Origin of the sequence: Streptococcus parasanguinis (genome assembly GCF_009717775.1) — a bacterium.
In the GTDB taxonomy this organism is placed as follows: domain Bacteria; phylum Bacillota; class Bacilli; order Lactobacillales; family Streptococcaceae; genus Streptococcus; species Streptococcus parasanguinis_AG.
The window spans coordinates 74,348-91,720 of record NZ_WMZF01000007.1; the positions used below are offsets into that span (position 1 = coordinate 74,348).

The 17,373-nt window shown below is 41.8% G+C and carries 8 protein-coding genes; all 8 read right to left on the bottom strand.

The window, feature by feature from the left end:
• Positions 1-108 precede the first annotated feature (108 nt).
• Positions 109-6,183, bottom strand: coding sequence for an accessory Sec-dependent serine-rich glycoprotein adhesin (locus tag GMC92_RS08350; protein ID WP_155200151.1), 6,075 nt, complete (start codon positions 6,181-6,183; stop codon positions 109-111).
• Positions 6,184-6,420: 237 nt separating this feature from the next.
• On the bottom strand, positions 6,421-7,878 hold the full coding sequence (gltX, locus tag GMC92_RS08355) for a glutamate--tRNA ligase (RefSeq protein WP_155200152.1): 1,458 nt from the start codon (positions 7,876-7,878) through the stop codon (positions 6,421-6,423).
• 284 nt (positions 7,879-8,162) lie between these two features.
• Positions 8,163-8,945: an alpha/beta hydrolase gene (locus GMC92_RS08360; protein WP_070586761.1), complete on the bottom strand. Its 783-nt coding sequence runs from the start codon at positions 8,943-8,945 to the stop codon at positions 8,163-8,165.
• 70 nt (positions 8,946-9,015) lie between these two features.
• Complete coding sequence (locus tag GMC92_RS08365) at positions 9,016-10,677, bottom strand: ribonuclease J (RefSeq protein ID WP_003008950.1); 1,662 nt, start codon at positions 10,675-10,677, stop codon at positions 9,016-9,018.
• A gap of 203 nt (positions 10,678-10,880) precedes the next feature.
• Positions 10,881-11,423, bottom strand: coding sequence for a hypothetical protein (locus GMC92_RS08370; RefSeq protein ID WP_049473337.1), 543 nt, complete (start codon positions 11,421-11,423; stop codon positions 10,881-10,883).
• A gap of 922 nt (positions 11,424-12,345) precedes the next feature.
• Positions 12,346-13,110, bottom strand: coding sequence for an ABC transporter ATP-binding protein (locus GMC92_RS08380; RefSeq protein ID WP_031575699.1), 765 nt, complete (start codon positions 13,108-13,110; stop codon positions 12,346-12,348).
• Positions 13,107-13,973, bottom strand: a complete 867-nt coding sequence (locus tag GMC92_RS08385) for an ABC transporter permease (RefSeq protein WP_003008955.1) — start codon at positions 13,971-13,973, stop codon at positions 13,107-13,109. The genes GMC92_RS08380 and GMC92_RS08385 overlap by 4 nt, the downstream gene beginning before the upstream one ends.
• 161 nt (positions 13,974-14,134) lie before the next feature.
• Positions 14,135-16,777, bottom strand: a complete 2,643-nt coding sequence (locus GMC92_RS08390; RefSeq protein WP_155200153.1) for a GbpC/Spa domain-containing protein — start codon at positions 16,775-16,777, stop codon at positions 14,135-14,137.
• Positions 16,778-17,373 lie beyond the last annotated feature (596 nt).

The following is a 17,373-nucleotide window of genomic DNA, read 5'->3' on the forward strand; positions in this document are numbered from 1 at the left end:
TTTTAACACAAATAACAGCATACAAAAAGAGAACCCGGAGGTTCTCTTTTTGGATCCTTTTTCATTTCCCACATACCTGAAATGACCGAATCAAATTAGGATAGAAGATTATTTTTCATCTTCCTTTTTGCGGCTTCCAAGTGCTGCAACCCCTGCAACACCTGCAACTGCTCCAAGAAGAGCTGAAGCTACAGATCCTGTTTCACCAGTATTTGGAAGTTGTTCAAGAGCTGGAGCTGGTTTAGATGATTGCTCAGGAACTGGGTTCACTGGTGTATTAGGTGTTGGATCTACCGGTGTGTTTGGTGTTGGATCCATTGGTTTATTAGGTGTTGGATCTACCGGAGTATTTGGTGTTGGAGTTGGTGGCACTGGAGTATTTGGTGTTGGAACGTTTGGAGTCTTCACAAGTTTGTAAACATAAGTAACGTTCTTATCACCTTCGATAACTTTACCAGTTGTTGGGTCAGTTGTTGTCAAGTGACCTTCACCGTCAACGTTACCTACTGGGTAGTTACCTTGTGGTACCAATTCATAGACTTTACCATCTGCAGTTGTGATTGTCTTAGGACGGTTATCCACAACTGTATCGTAGTCTTTACCTACTGGTTGGTCTTTTTCATCCACTACTGAAGTCTTGATCGTGTTACCATTTTCATCTACATAGTGAACGTATACATTACCCTTAGGTTGTACAGGTTCTTCGACAAGTTTGTAGATGTAAGTAACGTCTTTACGTCCTTCAACCACTTTACCAGTTGTTGGGTCTGTTGATTCAAGGTGACCTTGAGTATCTACTTTACCAACTGTGTAGTTTCCGACTGGTACGATTTCGTAAGTTTTACCTTCGAATCTAATGTATTGTGGACGGTTGTCTTCAACAGTGTTGTAGTCTTTACCTACTGGTTGTTCTAACTCATCTGTTACTGATTCTTTAATGGTGTTACCTTCAGTATCTTTGTAGTGTACGTATACGCTACCCTTAGGTTTCGTTGGATCTTCTTTCACTTCTTTGTAAACGTAAGTGATGATTGAACGTGGTTTATCAACTTTGCCTTTAATTGGATCAGATGATTCCAAGTGTCCATCGCCATCAACTTTACCTACTGGGTAGTCACCTTTCGGTACGATCTTGTATGTCTTACCGTCTGGAGTCTTGATAGTATTAGGTTTTTCACCTTCCTCAGTTGTGTTATATGGTGTGTCATATGGTGAGTTTGGTGTGTCTTGACGAGGTTTTTGAATTTCTTTACCATTTTCGTCTACGTAAGTGATGATTACGTCACCTTCTTTAGGTTTCGTTGGATCTTCTTTAACCTCTTTATAAACATAAGTAATCTTAGAAACTGGTTTTTCTACTTTACCTTTGATTGGATCAGAAGTTTCAAGATGTCCTTCACTATCAACTTTACCTACCGGATAATCACCAGCCGGTACACGTTCGTATTTCTTACCTTCAAACTCAATGTACTTAGGTTGTTCATCGTTCTCAGTAGTGTCATAAGGCGTGTTGTAGTCTGACTTAGGAGTATCTTGACGTTGGACTTTAATTTCCTTACCATCATTTTCACGGATATAAGTAATAATAACTTCACCTTGAGGTTTTTCACTTTCAGAATTTGATGAAGAGTTAGATGCTGATTGTGATACAGATGTAGAAAGTGATGTTGAAGCTGATGTGCTCAATGATGCTGATTGACTTGCAGATACGCTTGCTGATTCAGATGCTGATGTGCTCAATGATGCTGATTGGCTCGCTGATACAGAAGCTGATGCTGAAGCCGATGTACTCAATGACGCTGATTGGCTCGCAGATACTGATGCTGATTCAGACGCTGATGTACTCAATGACGCTGATTGGCTTGCTGAAGTAGATGCTGATGCTGAAGCCGATGTGCTCAATGATGCTGATTGGCTCGCAGATACTGATGCTGACTCAGACGCTGATGCGCTCAATGACGCTGATACTGATTCAGATGCAGATGCTGATTCAGATGCTGATACTGATGCTGATGTGCTCAATGACGCTGATTGGCTTGCTGAAGTAGATGCTGATGCTGAAGCCGATGTGCTCAATGATGCTGATTGACTTGCTGATTCTGATGCTGAGTCTGACGCTGATGTGCTCAATGATGCTGATTGGCTTGCTGAAGTAGATGCTGATGCTGAAGCCGATGTGCTCAATGATGCTGATTGACTTGCTGATACTGATGCTGACTCAGACGCTGATGTGCTCAATGATGCTGATTGGCTCGCTGATACAGAAGCTGATGCTGAAGCCGATGTGCTCAATGATGCTGATTGGCTCGCTGATACTGATGCTGACTCAGATGCTGATGCGCTCAATGATGCTGACGCTGACTCAGATGCTGAGACAGATTCAGACGTTGATGTTGAAGCTGATTCTGATGCAGACTCAGACGCTGATGTTGATTCAGAAACTGATTGGCTTGTTGAAGCTGATTGTGATTCTGAAACAGATTGCGAAGCTGATTCTGATGCAGAAGCTGATGTGCTCAATGATGCCGATTGGCTTGCTGATACTGATGCTGATGCTGAAGCCGATGTGCTCAATGATGCTGATTGACTAGCTGATACTGATGCTGACTCAGACGCCGATGCGCTCAATGATGCTGATTGACTTGCTGATACTGATGCTGACTCAGACGCTGATGTGCTCAATGATGCTGATTGGCTTGCTGAAGTAGATGCTGATGCTGAAGCCGATGTGCTCAATGATGCTGATTGACTTGCTGAAGTTGATGCTGATGCTGAAGCTGATGTGCTCAATGACGCTGATTGGCTTGCTGATACAGAAGCTGATTCTTGCGCTGACGTACTCAATGACGATGATTGACTCGCAGACACACTTGCTGATTCAACAGCTGATTGGCTCAATGATGTGGAAGCTGATTCAGACAATGATGTAGAAGCTTGTTCTGATACAGACTGTGAGTTAGATACAACTTCTGATAACGATTGTGAAGCTGATTCTGATGCTGAATTTGAACCTGAATCTGATTGAGATTCGTCTTTCAACTTATAGATATAAGTAACATTCTTCTCACCTGAAGCCACTTTACCAGTCGTATCATCATCACCTGTCCAGTGACCTTGGCTATCAACTTGACCTACTGGGTAATTACCAGCTTCTACAAGTTCGTAAGTTTTACCTTCAAATTTAATTTCTTTAGGGCGATTATCTACTACAGTATCATAATCCTTCTCAAGTGGTTGATCTTGCTCATCAATAACAGATCCCATGATCGTATTTCCGTTAATATCTTTATAATGAACGAAGACACTTCCAACTTCCTCATAAACGTAAGTAATGGTAGATTTTGGTTTGTCAACTTTACCAGTAATAGGATCTGAAGATTTCAAATGACCATTTTCATCAACACCTCCTACTGGGTAATCACCTTTAGGAACAATTTTATATGTCTTACCATCAGTGGTCTTGATGATATTTGGTTTTTCACCTTTTTCAGTTGTATCATATGGTGTATCATATGGTGATTTAGGTGTATCTTGACGAGATTTTTGGATTTCGTTCCCTTTCGTATCTACATAAGTGATAACAACTTCACCTTCTTTTGGTGTTTCTTTCACTTTATAGATATAGGTTACATTCTTATCTTCTTTAGCAACTGAACCTTTAACATCATCTGAAGTTGTAAGGTGACCATCTGAGTCGACTTGACCAACAGTATATGTACCTGCTGGTACCAACTCATAAGTTTTACCGTTGTACTCAATTGTAGCTGGACGGTTATCTACTACTGTGTCATATGCTTTGTTGATAGGTTGTTTATCTTCATCTGTTACTGAAGCTTTAATAGTTGTTCCTTCAGTATCTTTATAGTGAACGTAAACACTTCCTTTTTCGTCTGACTTAACAAAGTAATAGTTCACATCAGTTGAAGGTTTAACTGCAGATGGAACTGAGTAGTTATTTGAGAATGAAGTGAAACCTTTCAATTCTTTGTAAGTAACTTTACCAGTGGAATCTGTTACTTTGTCCTTCGCAACAATGTCAGCATTCCGTCCAGCAATCAAGTTCCATTTGTTATTTCCTTGACCAGCTGGTGTTAATGATACATCTGGTGCACCTGTAAATGGTTTTGCGTATCCTTCAGTCACTTTGGTTTCTTCGTGCGTAAGATAAACTTTCTCCGTATTAGACTGCCAACCAGTAATTACTAGGGAATTGCTACCTGCAGTTTCGACAACATCAATATGGTAATCACCGTTTTTGCTATTTACAGTAGTCGTTTTTGATTCAGTAGCTTTCCAAGTATCACCAGCTTTATTTACAGATGATGTGTAAATAAGTGTGTATTTAGATACATCTTCTGTACCAACATCACTTGCGCTGAAGTTACTTACTTGTGATGGGTCAAGAGCATAGAATTTTGTAACAGTTGAACCTTCCGTATCAACAACTTCGGAAATACGTTTCACGTAGTAGTGGTTTGCTCCACCTTGAAGTTCGACAAGTTTTTGACCAACGACACCCTTACCAAGGATACCAGATGTTTTTTGAGTTGTATCTGTTGTTGCTGGAACTTGTTTGTACCCCTCAATATTACGGTTTCCTGAAGCTGTAAATTGTTGACCTGCAAGACCTGTTTGTGTGTAGCTTGCAAGATCTGTTTCACTTCCAGTTGGTGTGTATGTTTGACCTTCTTTGTACTTGCTGCTGTCAACGACTTTATAGTGAGTTGTTTGATCAACTGTAGCATAAGGAACAGAAGTTTGAACGTTTGGCTTGTCTTCGTTTTCGTTACCTGGGTAGTTGGTATCACGGATTTGAAGTGTTTCGTACTCAAGGTTAGCATTTACCAATGAGAAGGTTACGTTACCTGGATCAGTTCCATTAGCACCTGTGTAAGTCAAAGTATTGGTTACATCAGAGTTATTGTTTGTGATGTAGCTTGGAAGAGAGATATTGCTTTCACCAGCATGAATAGTACGAGTGTAAGCTTCTGTACCATCAGATTTCTTCACAATACGCAAGTAAACATCTGGGTTAGCTGAAAGGCTACCAGTGATGGCAGAACGGTCTACTGAAAGAGTAGCATAATAATCAAAGTTTGTTTTCGCACCAGTAGTATGGTTTGTTTTAAGGAATTGCCATACACCAAATGTATAGCGATCAGCGTTTGGATCCAAAGCATAACCAGATTTATTGAAAGCTGCATCTTCAATCGTTGCACCGTTCGCATCTGTAATAACTGGGTTAGTATCTACACTACCAGTAGTGCTTGTTGAGATTGGTGCCAACTGAGCTGAAATTGCTGGAGCACCGTTTACAGTTGTGTTTCCAGTAAATCCTGCTGCAGTCAAGGTTGCCATCATGTCATCTACTGACTTGCTCAAACGTTCGCGTTGGTCTACGTATGATTGAGCTGAAGCATTAGCGTTGATCAAGCTGTTGCTTGCTGTCAATTCTGTTTGAACTTTAGCGATGGCAGCTTCAATTGCTGCTTTCTTTTCTGGTGTTGAAACAGTTGCTGAGTAGTCGCTTGCGATCTTGTTCAACAATTCTGCTTCTGAAGTGTTTTGTTCCAAAACAACTTTATCATCAGCTTTAGCAACAGTTGTCGATGCTTCTGAAGTTGCTTCAGATCCAGCTGCTACAGTTGATTCGCTAAGAGCTGCTGAAAGTTCTGCTGAACCTTGTTCGCTTAATGAAGCTGAGTGAGATACAGATACGCTTGTAGATGTTGAAGCACTTGCTGATGCAGAAGCGCTAGCTGATTCTGTAGTTGACTCAGTTGTTGATTCTGTAGTTGATTCAGATTGAGATTCAGTTGTTGAAGTTGTACCAAGTACAGTACTTCCTCGTTCTACAAGAGCTTGGCTTGAAAGCTCAGATGCTGTTGCAACGTCTGAACCATTATCATCAGCTTTAGCAGTATTCGCTACTGTAGCTGCACCAAGAACAGCCCCTGCTGCCACGATCCCTTTGAGCAAGCCTCGGCTTGTCATTTCTGTTGCTGATACTTCATCTTCACGAACTTCAGCTACTACAGTTTCTTCGACCTGACCGCGGATGACTTTCAAAAGACCAAAGTTAGAAGTTGCTGCACGCAACCAGTTCTTACCCGACTTGATCAATTTAAAACGAGTCACACGATCCGTTTCACGGAATTCACCGTTCGAACGCTTAAAAAACATTTCTGTCTCCTTATTACATTTTTTATTTCCCTAACATTATAGACTAATCTGTCGATTTTTGAAAGTAATTATTCTTAATTATTGCTATTTTTTTATAATTTTTGTTTTAGATAGTGATAAAATCGTTTTCAGTAGGATCGATTTGTCAAGTCGGGGCAATTTTTTGAAAAAATCCTATAATACTTTGACTTTAGAAGTAAAACAAAAAGCCCCATTTAATAGGGGATTTTCTGATAATTATCTGATTTTTTCCAACATACTTTCAATGTGTTGGATGGATTTCTCGCGTCCAAGCAAGTAGATGGTATCTGGCAATTCAGGACCATGCATCTCACCTGAAACGGCAATACGGATTGGCATAAAGAGATTCTTTCCTTTGATACCAGTTTCTTTTTGAACCGCTTTGATTTGTGGGAAGATATTTTCAGCCACAAACTCATCGTCTGACATGGCTTCAAGTTTTGCCTTGAAAGCTTCAAGGACAGTCGGAACGGTTTCACCAGCCATGACTTCTTTCTCAGCTTCTGTCAAATCTGGGAAGTCTGAGAAGAAGAGGTCTGTCAATGGAACGATTTCATCCACTGACTTCATTTGTGGTTTGTAAAGTTCCACCAATTTCTCAGCCTTGTCTGTCAAACGTCCTGCTTCTTCAAGGAATGGTTTGGCCATTTCAAAGATAGTCTCAAGATCCGCATTCTTGATATACTCATTGCTCATCCAGTCCATTTTCTTTTGGTCGAAAGCTGCTGGAGACTTGCTGAGGCGATTTTCATCAAAGAGCTTGATGAGTTCTTCGCGAGAGAAGATTTCGTCTTCCCCACCAGGGTTCCAACCAAGAAGAGCGATAAAGTTAAAGACTGCTTCTGGAAGGTAACCTTTCTTCCGGTAATCTTCGATAAATTGAAGAGTGTTGGTGTCCCGTTTAGACAACTTCTTACCAGTTTCAGAGTTGATGATCAAGGTCATGTGACCGAACTCTGGAGCTTCCCATCCAAGAGCCTCATAAACCATGAGTTGTTTTGGAGTGTTGGCGATGTGGTCATCTCCACGGATAACGTGAGAGATTTGCATATCGTGGTCATCGATCACAACGGCAAAGTTATAAGTTGGATAGCCATCTTTCTTTTGGATGACCCAGTCACCACCGATATTGCCACCTTCAAACTCGATATCGCCTTTGACCATGTCATGCCATTTGTAGATACCTGACTCATTGACTGCCAAACGAACCGTTGGAATCACACCTGCTGCTTCACGTTCTGCGATATAAGCTGCTTTTTCTTCTTCGCTCATGCCAAGGTATTCATTGATATAGCGAGGTGTTTCACCTGCTGCTTCTTGGCGTTCACGTTCAGCTGCCAACTCTTCTTCAGTGACGTAAGATTTGTAAGCTTTTCCTTCCGCCAAGAGTTGGTCAATGTATTTTTGATAGAGTTCCAAGCGTTCAGACTGGCGATAGTTTTCATGCGTCTCAGGACTTTCATCCCAGTCCATGCCCAACCAACGAAGGTTTTCAAGCTGTGAACGTTCGCCGTCTTCGACGTGACGTTTGCGGTCAGTATCCTCGATACGGATGATAAAGGTTCCACCATGGTGGCGCGCATACAAGTAGTTAAACAATGCTGTACGAGCATTTCCGATGTGTAGTAGTCCGGTTGGACTTGGTGCATAACGCACACGAATATCTTTTGCCATATTTCTCTCCTCTTATCTTGTTCGCTATTTCTAGCTCATTTTTCAATCGTTCCTATTATACCACAAAGAAAGCAGGACTGAAATGAATAAGTGACCTTTCTAGCCTTTCTTCCTATGTATAGGAAAAAAGCCAGAACAAATGCTCTGACTGATATCTAATCTATTTGTATCTTATTAAACGAACACGGGCTGCGGATTGTGTCAAAAAGATGAATCCTCCTAGAATCTCTCGGATTCTGCGTCGAATTCCCTATTTTGACTGTATCCGCTACGCCCTTTGTATCTTATTTTAAACGTTCTTCTAATTCAAAGTCGATTGGTAGGGTTTGTAAAAAGTGCTCCAACTCACGTTCCCAGTAGAACCATTCATGCTTGCCCGGGCTGTGGGTATAGGTGACATCCAAACCTAACTTTTCTAGTTCCTTGACTTCAAAATTATTGGCCTCATAAAGGAAATCCTGCTCCCCACACCAGATCCAGAGTTTGGTCTTCTTATCTGAAAACTTCTTGGCAGCAGTCTCTAGCGAATAGGGACTGGTCGTCCAATCCTCAATCTCTCCAAAGATCCCCTTCCAAAAAGCTGGTTGTTCCAAGTCATTGTTTTCAAAGTCCCGATCGTGGAAACTCAGAGCACCGGAAAAACTAGCCGCATGGGAGAAACGATTTGTCTTGAGAGCCAAGAGCATCGATCCATAGCCGCCCATGGATAGGCCAGCAATAAAGGTCTTCTCCCGTTTCTTGGTCATATTAGGGAAGAAGCGAGAAAGAGTCTCTGGCAATTCCTCTGCAATGGCCGTGTAGTAGTTGTAGCCATACTGGGTATCTGTGTAAAAGCCATTATTGGTATTGGGGAGGACCACGATCAGATTGGTATTGCGCAAAATGCGTTCCACATTAGTCCGCTTCAACCAGGAATGGTGGTTGCCATTCATCCCGTGTAAGAGATAAAGGACTGGGATATCCGTATCCGCTGGATCTTCCACGCGCGACGCATCTGGATAAAGAACAGACACACCCCACTCCATCTTCAAGGCTTCTGAATAATACTCAATCTGCATAACTGCCATTTGATTTCCTCTTTCTACTGTTAAAAACACTCGGCAAGCCTCTGGCTGCCAAGCGTTTCCATTTTTTCTATTATTTTACTTCCATCACGACTGGTAGGATGGCTGGACGGCGTTTGGTTTGTTCAAATAAGAACTTAGACAAGTTGTCGCGTACCAAACCTTTTAACTCACCCCAGTCAAAGCTGTCTTGTGCCAAATAGTCTTCAACGCTTTGGTTGACCAATTCGCAACTTTCACGAAGAATATCCCGACTCTTCTTGACATAGACAAAACCACGGGTGTGCACGCGCGCTTTGGAAATAATTTTCTTCTCTTTGCGATTCACCGTGAGCGCCACGATAAAGATCCCGTCTTCTGACAAGACCTTACGGTCACGAAGGACGATATTGCCCACATCACCAATGGCATTTCCATCGATCATGACATCTCCAGCTGAGACGCTACCAGCAGGGACGAAGTCCCCCTTTTCGTACTCCATCACAGTCCCGCGTTTTGGAATAAAGATATTTTCAGGCAAGATACCAACTTCCATCGCTACCCGCGCATGGGCATCCAATTCGCGGTATTCCCCTTGGATCGGGAAGAGATATTTAGGACGAAGAAGGTTGATCATCAACTGCAAGTCCCGTGCGTTTCCGTGACCAGACACGCGCAAGCTTGACGTGATCAATTTGACAATGCCACCTGCTTGGTAGATCATGTTTTCCACACGAGCCACCACAGCTTCTTTAGCAATAGATGGTGTTGTGACGACGTAGACCAAGTCCCCATCTTTGATTTCCACATAACGGTGACGGCCAATAGACATCTTGCGCAAACCGTTGATCGGCTCACCCATCCGGCCTGTTTCCAAAATAATCAATTCATGATCCTCGAAACGGCTCATTTCTTTTGGCTTGATCAAGAGTTTTTCGTTGGCAAGAGACAATTTGTTCAAGCGAATAGCTGTCCGGACGATGTTTTCCACATCAAACCCTGTCAAGACAACTCGACGGCCAGTCTCAGCCGCAGCATCAAAGACCTGCTGGATCCGAGAAAGGTTGCTGGCTACCGCTGCTACGATGACACGACCATCCCAGTCTGCGATCGTATCTAAGATGGCATCGCCTACTTCTTGCTCACTGGCAACTTGAATGTTACTATCCGCATTGGCCGAGTCACTCAAGAGAGCAAGTACGCCTTCACGTCCAATCTCAGCTAGGCGAGCAAAGTCTGTCGCGTAGGACTCGCTGGCAGTTTGGTCAAATTTAAAGTCTCCTGTATAGACGATATTGCCCTCAGGAGTGCCAATCACAATCCCGATACTTTCAGGGATGGAGTGGGTTGTTTGAAAGAAAGACACGACGGCATCACCAAAATCAATCTCAGAATTTTGATCAATAACATGGAAGTCGTTGAATTTCTTCACACTGTCATTGCTTTTTACAAAGAGTTTAGCTAACTCAATGGTCAACTCTGTCCCGAATACAGGGACTTTCGCTTCCGCCAAAAGATAAGGCAAGGCCCCAATGGCATCCGCATGACCGTGGGTCAAGAAAACACCCGCAATGCGGTCCTTGTTTTCAAATAGATAATCCATGTTGGGGATAACGACATCCACCCCAAGTTGCTCATTTTCTGGATACTTCAAACCTGCATCCAAGACAAAAATTGAATCGTTCACTTCGGCAACGTAGAGATTTTTCCCATTTTCTCGAACACCGCCAAGAGTGACTAATTTAATACTACTCACTGTTGTCTCCTTTAGTGTGATTATTTTAATACTTACGGTCCTTGGTCGCCCAAGTCGAATTACAGCTTTGCAAATACTTGCATATCCACTCTATTATACAATTTTTTTCTCTTTTTTTCAAAAAGCTTTCCACAGCAAAAAAGTCCTCTCATCTATTTCAGATGAGAGGGCTTCTAGGCGCCTATTTTTAGGGGGAAAAGACCCTAAAGATGGTAATCTCCCCGTTTATTTTCAATGATCCGCATGGCTGCCTTGATCACATGAAACTTGCCTAATAATTCCTCTAGGCGCTTACTATTTCGCTCGCTCAATTGGCCGTTCTTTACCGCTTGGGACAGGCGATAAAAATCATCCAAGTCCTCCCCAATGTTTTCAAACAGCTCTTTGGCTTCCTTGAGTCGGTAGCGATTGACTAGGTGGTTCACATCTTTTTTGAAGGAAGCGACATTGTTTTCGTGAATGTCCGTATAGGCTTCCTCTTCTTCCTTAGATTCTTGGTAATTAACCGCCTTAAAGCAAGTGATGAACTCCCGACTTTTGATATTGCAAACAAAGATGACGCCATCACTGGCTACATAGGCTTCTGTGTTGGCGGGTTGAACCACATTACTATCATAAGGAGAGAGGGAGGAGAGGTGTTGGTTGATCCACTTATTCAAGTGCTGATCATCTACGCCAAAGCGCTCAAAAGCTCTTTGCCGAAAATGGTCCCGACAACTATATTCTTGCGCATACGACAATCCCATACTCTCACCTCCTCCTGAGTATTTTATAAAAATGGCCTCCAGTCTTACGGGACTAGAGGCCTGGTCTGCTTCACTGACTTGGTGCAATTAACCTTTTGGCTAACAAAACAATGTTTATGATGTTGATTTCATTTAATAGTATTTGTGTAAAATACCAGAGGTTTTCTTTGCTATCCTAAATCCAAATGATTAGTTTTCGACTGGACGCATCGAAGTTTGAAAACCTTTACAAAAAGCTTCTACCTACTATTTCCACGTTTTCTTATGTCTCCGGACAAACTAAGCAGGTTTGCCCGACCGTCCAACCGATCCGACACACACGACATGACTGCTCTTTTACGATAAGAGCATGAACAGATATCAGCAAAACAGGCCTAAAACGAAGTAACCTAAATTTTAACTCGATAAGGCATTGGTATCAATCCCTTCTTTATCTTTCTAACTATATTATACTCACCTACCTGAGTAATTGCAAGCGATTTCAGCTGAAACTAGTTCCAATTTTTTTGCGGTTTTATAGATGATTTAAGGAAAAGAAAAGAAGCTGGGACAAAAGTCCTAGCCTCTCAATTATTTTTGGATTGTCGAGTAAGACGCAGTGGTTGAGTGGGCTCTACTACGCTGATTTCACCAGCTTTTACAGCCCTACTCAACTGTGCGGAGGTGGGACGACGAAATCGAATTCTAACGAATTACCGATTTCTGTCCCACTCTCTAGCATGCAGACAAACTACTTCTACATCAAACCACCTAAGTATGTCGCTTCTGTCCTACTCCCTATTTTCACTTTATCCGCTACGTCCTTTGTATCTTAGTAATTGAACACGCCCTAAATGCTGTGTGAAAAAGATAAATTCTCTTGTGAGCATCGCTCACTGCAAGAATTTCCTATTTTCACTTGGCATTTTACGGGCTTTGTATCTTATTCTTTCTCAAACAATTGATAGTAATCTGCGATGGTCATTTGGGCTTTTTCTTCTTGATTGAGGTCTTGGACGATGTGTCCGTCTTTCATGACGATCAAGCGATTTCCATATTTCAAAGCATCTTCCATATGGTGAGTGATCATAAGAGCTGTGAGGGCATCTTGTTTCACAAACTCATCGGTCAAGGTCATGAGCGCCTGACTGGTTTTTGGATCCAAGGCTGCAGTGTGTTCGTCTAGAAGCAAGAGTTCTGGACGTTTCAGTGTCGCCATCAACAGACTCAAGGCTTGTCGTTGCCCCCCTGATAGAAACTCAACGGCTGTATCGATATGATTTTCCAAGCCATTGCCAATCTTAGCAAGGACTGTTTGAAACTCTTCTTTATAGCTGGCCAGGTGACGCGGGATCAAGCCACGCTTTTCTCCGCGAAACTTCGCTACCAAAAGGTTTTCTGCTACTGTCATGCGAGGTGCTGTTCCCATTTTAGGATCTTGAAAGACCCGCGATAGGTACTTGGCTCTCTTTTCAGGAGAATAGTTGGTTACATCTTCTCCCAAAATATAAATCTTTCCACTGCTCACCGGAAGCGTCCCAGCAATGGTATTAAAGAGGGTTGATTTTCCAGCTCCATTGCCCCCCAAAATCGTGATAAAATCATGCTCTCGAATTTCCAAGGAAACATCATCCAGAATGACTTTTTCTTCGTTCATCCCATTGCTCACGGCTTTGGTTACATTTTTTAATTCTACAATTGCTGTCATTTACTGAGTTTCGCTCCTTTCATGATTTTTCCCTTAAAGGTTGGAATCATCAGGCAGATAGCCAAGATCAAGGCACTGAAGATTCGAATATAGCTGGTATTGATGCCAAGGGCAATCACAGCCCAAATCAAAAATTGGTAGGCGATTGAACCAATCGCAATACTGAGCAAGCGCTCTGTCAAAGTGACATTTGAAAAGAGCACCTCTCCAATAATGAGGCTGGCAAGCCCAATAACGATGACACCAATCCCACGTGAAGCATCCGCATAGCCTTCTTGCTGGGCCATCAGTGCACCAGAAAGAGCAATAATCCCATTTGAAATGACCAACCCCATCAATTCCATCCGGTCAGTGTTGATCCCAAAGCTCTTGGCCATATCTGGATTGTCCCCTGTCGCAATATAGGCTTGACCCAAGCGTGTATCCAAGAAGAAGATCAAACCAAGGATCACAAGCGTTACGAAAATCAAGCCAATCAGAATCTCATTGAACCCACTGGCAAAAGGAAGAAATTCCTGAATTTTTTTATAGCCCAGAAGTCCCAAATTAGCCCGCTGCATGACAAAGAGAATAACCGAGTTACAAGATGTCATTACAAGGATCCCTGACAAGAGTGTCGGGATTCTCCCTTTTGTGTAGAGAAGACCCGTCGCAAGTCCCGCCAAGCACCCTGCTCCAATAGCAGCCAGCGTTGCAAGGAGTGGATTGACCCCTTTGGTAATCAAGGTCACCGCCACCGCTCCTCCAAGCGGGAAAGAACCTTCTGTTGTCATATCTGGAAAATCTAGAATTCGGAACGTCATAAAGATTCCTAACCCTAAAATGGCCCAAATCAAACCTTGTGAAACAATTGAATTAATCATAGTTTCTCCCTTCGATAATAGTAGTTTAATTGTATCACAAATATGGAGGAGAACCTATAGGAAATTGTTATCAATTCCCTTTTCTTGCTTTATAAAAAAACCAAAAGGTTGTGCCTTCTGGTTTTTAATCGTGAGATTTTTTAAAGGATTAAAAGAACATCTTAATCTTCTTTTTTCTTTCGAGCAAGACCAAAGCCTGTTGCAATTACACCAAGCATGCCAAGGCTCGTAAGAGCGGTTGCTGATTCTGTACCTGTGTGTGGCAATACTTCTTTCACCTTCACAACATCTGAGACCAAATTTTCTTCAACTTTTTGCTCTACCATTGGCGCAGGTGTATGGTAGCCAGTAGTTGGTTTAGGCTCTGGCTTAGGTGTTGGTGTTGGTTGTGGTTGCGGTTCCGGTTGTGGCTCCGGTTGCGGTTCCGGTTGTGGTTCCGGTTGCGGCTCTTCTTTTGTAACAAGAATATTATTTTTATGCCATTCTACAGTTGGTTTTACAGTTTCTTTTAGCACCGGATCCTTTTCCAATTCAGGAGCTGTTGGTTTCACTGGTTGTTCAGGAACTTTTGGTTCTACCTTGTAAAGTGGACAAGCTGGCGGAACAGGAACTTCCTTTTCAGCTGGAACGTCTTTGATTTCAGGTTTTTCAGGGGCGGTTGGAGCGGTTGGAGCGGTTGGTTTCACCGGTTCATCTCCTGGATCTTGTGGAAAGGCAACATTTGAATTGATTGAGAACCAATAGAGGGTTGCTTCATCCGTAGCATTCGCTCCCTTAGCAGTGAACTCAAGATGGCCGTCTTTCAAGATAACTGCACCACCACCATAGTAGAGATACGGACTTTTGGGATCATCCCATCCTTTAGTTGAACTTGAAGGATCCGCATTAAAGGTTGCACCTTCATTCATGTACTGGTTTTGTTCCTTGGCAAATACTTCCTTAGTAGTTGGATCTTGGTCAACACTAGAATTTGGCAATTTAATAAATTCTTTATTTCCAATATTTACAGACTCTACGTGAGGTGTATTTTGGTGCTTCATCCGTGGAGTATAGGTCAAAATCCCTGATCCCGCATCAACTGAATAAGTACCGACAATATCAGAATTATCCCCAAATTGATAGTCTTCTGTTCCGATAGAATGACCATTCCCTCCACCTGAAGCATTGACTGTCGTCACATCAAGGACAGTTTCTTCACTGACTGAGAAACCATTCCCATCCCAAGTTGCTTTTTGACCAACGATCTTCAATGGATTGTCAGCATCATTAAAGACTTGAGCGCTACCGAAGTTTGCATAGCCACGCTTCACAGCGACATCTGCTCCGTCAAGACTAGGGTTGCTACCATCTGAATAAGGATCCCAAGTTCCACGAACAGTGTTTCCATTGATATCTTTAGCTTCTACAAGAAGGGCGCGAGGTTTGTCATTTTCAACATAAGAAGCTCCATTCCAGTGGTTTAAGGAATTCAAAGCCAAAATGGCATTATGGTTAGCTAAATTAATCAATTGATCATTTTCATCATAAAATTCAACATCAACACCAACTGTGACGGGTTGGTCTGTGTCAGTTGAGCTTCCGATCGTCATTGTTACCGCTGGATCATTGTAAATTTGAACGATTCCTCGACCGTCATTAGATGGCAAGCTTTTCACTTCATACTTGTAGACCACTTTAGAGATACGCTTGATATCACGACCTTCTTTGATATTAGCTTGGCGAAGACCCTTGTATGTGACGTCGAACTTATCTCCAACTTTGACGACTGCCCATTCGATTTCATTATCTGCATATGGGTTCGTTGTTGTCAAATCAGAATCTTGTAGGTTCTTGGTTTCATACATCTTGGTAGCTTTACCGTCCCCATACAAGCGAGATTGACCTTCTTTTGTCAAATACGTAGTAAGACCTGTTGTTTGGTGGTAAAGCGTCGTTGTTTCCCCATCTGCCAACTCTTCTGGGAGGAAGGTCAAATCTTGTTTGTACTTCTCAGGGTTTCCACCACGCTCTTTAACCATCTTATTGAAGGCATCTTTAGCATCATCGTATTGCGCTTTTTTCTTCTTGTATAGTTCATTATCAATCAAGTAAGCTGCTTGCGCTTCATCATAGAGACGCTTTTTCTCCTTGTAGTCAGCTAATTTGATATCGTAAGCCTTTTGGGCCAAATTGTTTTCCGTCTCAACGGCTTGTTTAGCTTTAACAGACTCAATATAAGCTTTAAAAGCAGTTTGGTATTCTTCAAAGGCTTTTTCATAAGCAGCTTTTGCAGCCTGATTATCTGCTAGGGCTGCAGCATTTTCAGCCACTGCTTTTTCGTACGCAGCTTGCTCTTTGTTATAGGTTTCAACTTCCTTGTCATAAGCTGCCTGAGCCGCTGCATTTTTCGCATCTACAACTGCTTTTTCCTTCTCATAAGTTGCTTGATTTGCTGCAATTTCTGCCTTATAGTCTGCTACAGTTTTATCCATAGCAATGGCTTGCTTCGCATAATCTTGCTCAGCAGTTTTTTCATCTGCTTGGGTCTTTGCCTCTGTTTCTGTAACTTCAAGTCCAGTAGTCGCCGCATCTGTTTTCGCAGTCTCCAAATAATCTGGTACAGCAACTTCTTTAGTCTCAGTTGTCGATCTTGTTGGAGTAGCCGTTGTTGAAGTGACCGTTGTAGTAGCTGAAGCAACTTCATCTGCAGAAACAGATGCAGCACCTGCTACTGCAAGAACCGTAGCGACTGCTACAGAACCAAAAGCGACAGACGTTTTACGCAAGGCATATTTAGTAGTCTTGTTATCTTTAATTAGTGACATATAATTCCTTCTAACCTCTTTTTTCAAATTTCTCCTTATAAAAATCAACACTTTAAATACTAGTGTCGATTTTTGTAAAGAGATATTAACACTTACCCCCTTATGTGTCAATATTATTTTTTAATTTTTTTCACATCTCCATTTAAATTTTGCTTATTTTTTGATAAAACTCCTTGTTTATAAAAGTTTTCTTTTTAGTTTTCTTCTATATATGTCAAACGTTTGATATCTGATTTTTGCCGGTTCATTTTTCTAAAAAAAATTTTTTAACTTTATTTACAGAAATAAAAACAGAATAAACTGCAGAATTTCTTTTACTAATAGGCTTTACAACTTATGCAAACGTTTCTCTTTGTTCTGTTTTTATCACTAATTTGTACTATTTCTAAAATGCGGGGAAATTTTGTGTCAAACGTTTTTTAGTTTTTCATTTTTATGAATCAAAAACCCCTATGTAAGGCTATTTTCTAATACTTCCATGAAAAATTTCAAACAGGCTTCCATTCTTAAATTGACACTATCTAGTGAAATGTCGTATACTTATTGGCATCGATAGAACAATTTACTTTAAACTGTTCAACGAACTATACAAACAG

Excerpts from the sequence above, each read along its gene's own strand:
- GMC92_RS08390 (WP_155200153.1), bottom strand. The coding sequence starts at position 16,777 with ATGTCACTAATTAAAGATAACAAGACTACTAAATATGCCTTGCGTAAA.
- GMC92_RS08370 (WP_049473337.1), bottom strand. The coding sequence starts at position 11,423 with ATGGGATTGTCGTATGCGCAAGAATATAGTTGTCGGGACCATTTTCGG.
- GMC92_RS08385 (WP_003008955.1), bottom strand. The coding sequence starts at position 13,973 with ATGATTAATTCAATTGTTTCACAAGGTTTGATTTGGGCCATTTTAGGG.
- GMC92_RS08380 (WP_031575699.1), bottom strand. The coding sequence starts at position 13,110 with ATGACAGCAATTGTAGAATTAAAAAATGTAACCAAAGCCGTGAGCAAT.
- GMC92_RS08360 (WP_070586761.1), bottom strand. The coding sequence starts at position 8,945 with ATGGCAGTTATGCAGATTGAGTATTATTCAGAAGCCTTGAAGATGGAG.
- GMC92_RS08350 (WP_155200151.1), bottom strand. The coding sequence starts at position 6,183 with ATGTTTTTTAAGCGTTCGAACGGTGAATTCCGTGAAACGGATCGTGTG.
- gltX (WP_155200152.1), bottom strand. The coding sequence starts at position 7,878 with ATGGCAAAAGATATTCGTGTGCGTTATGCACCAAGTCCAACCGGACTA.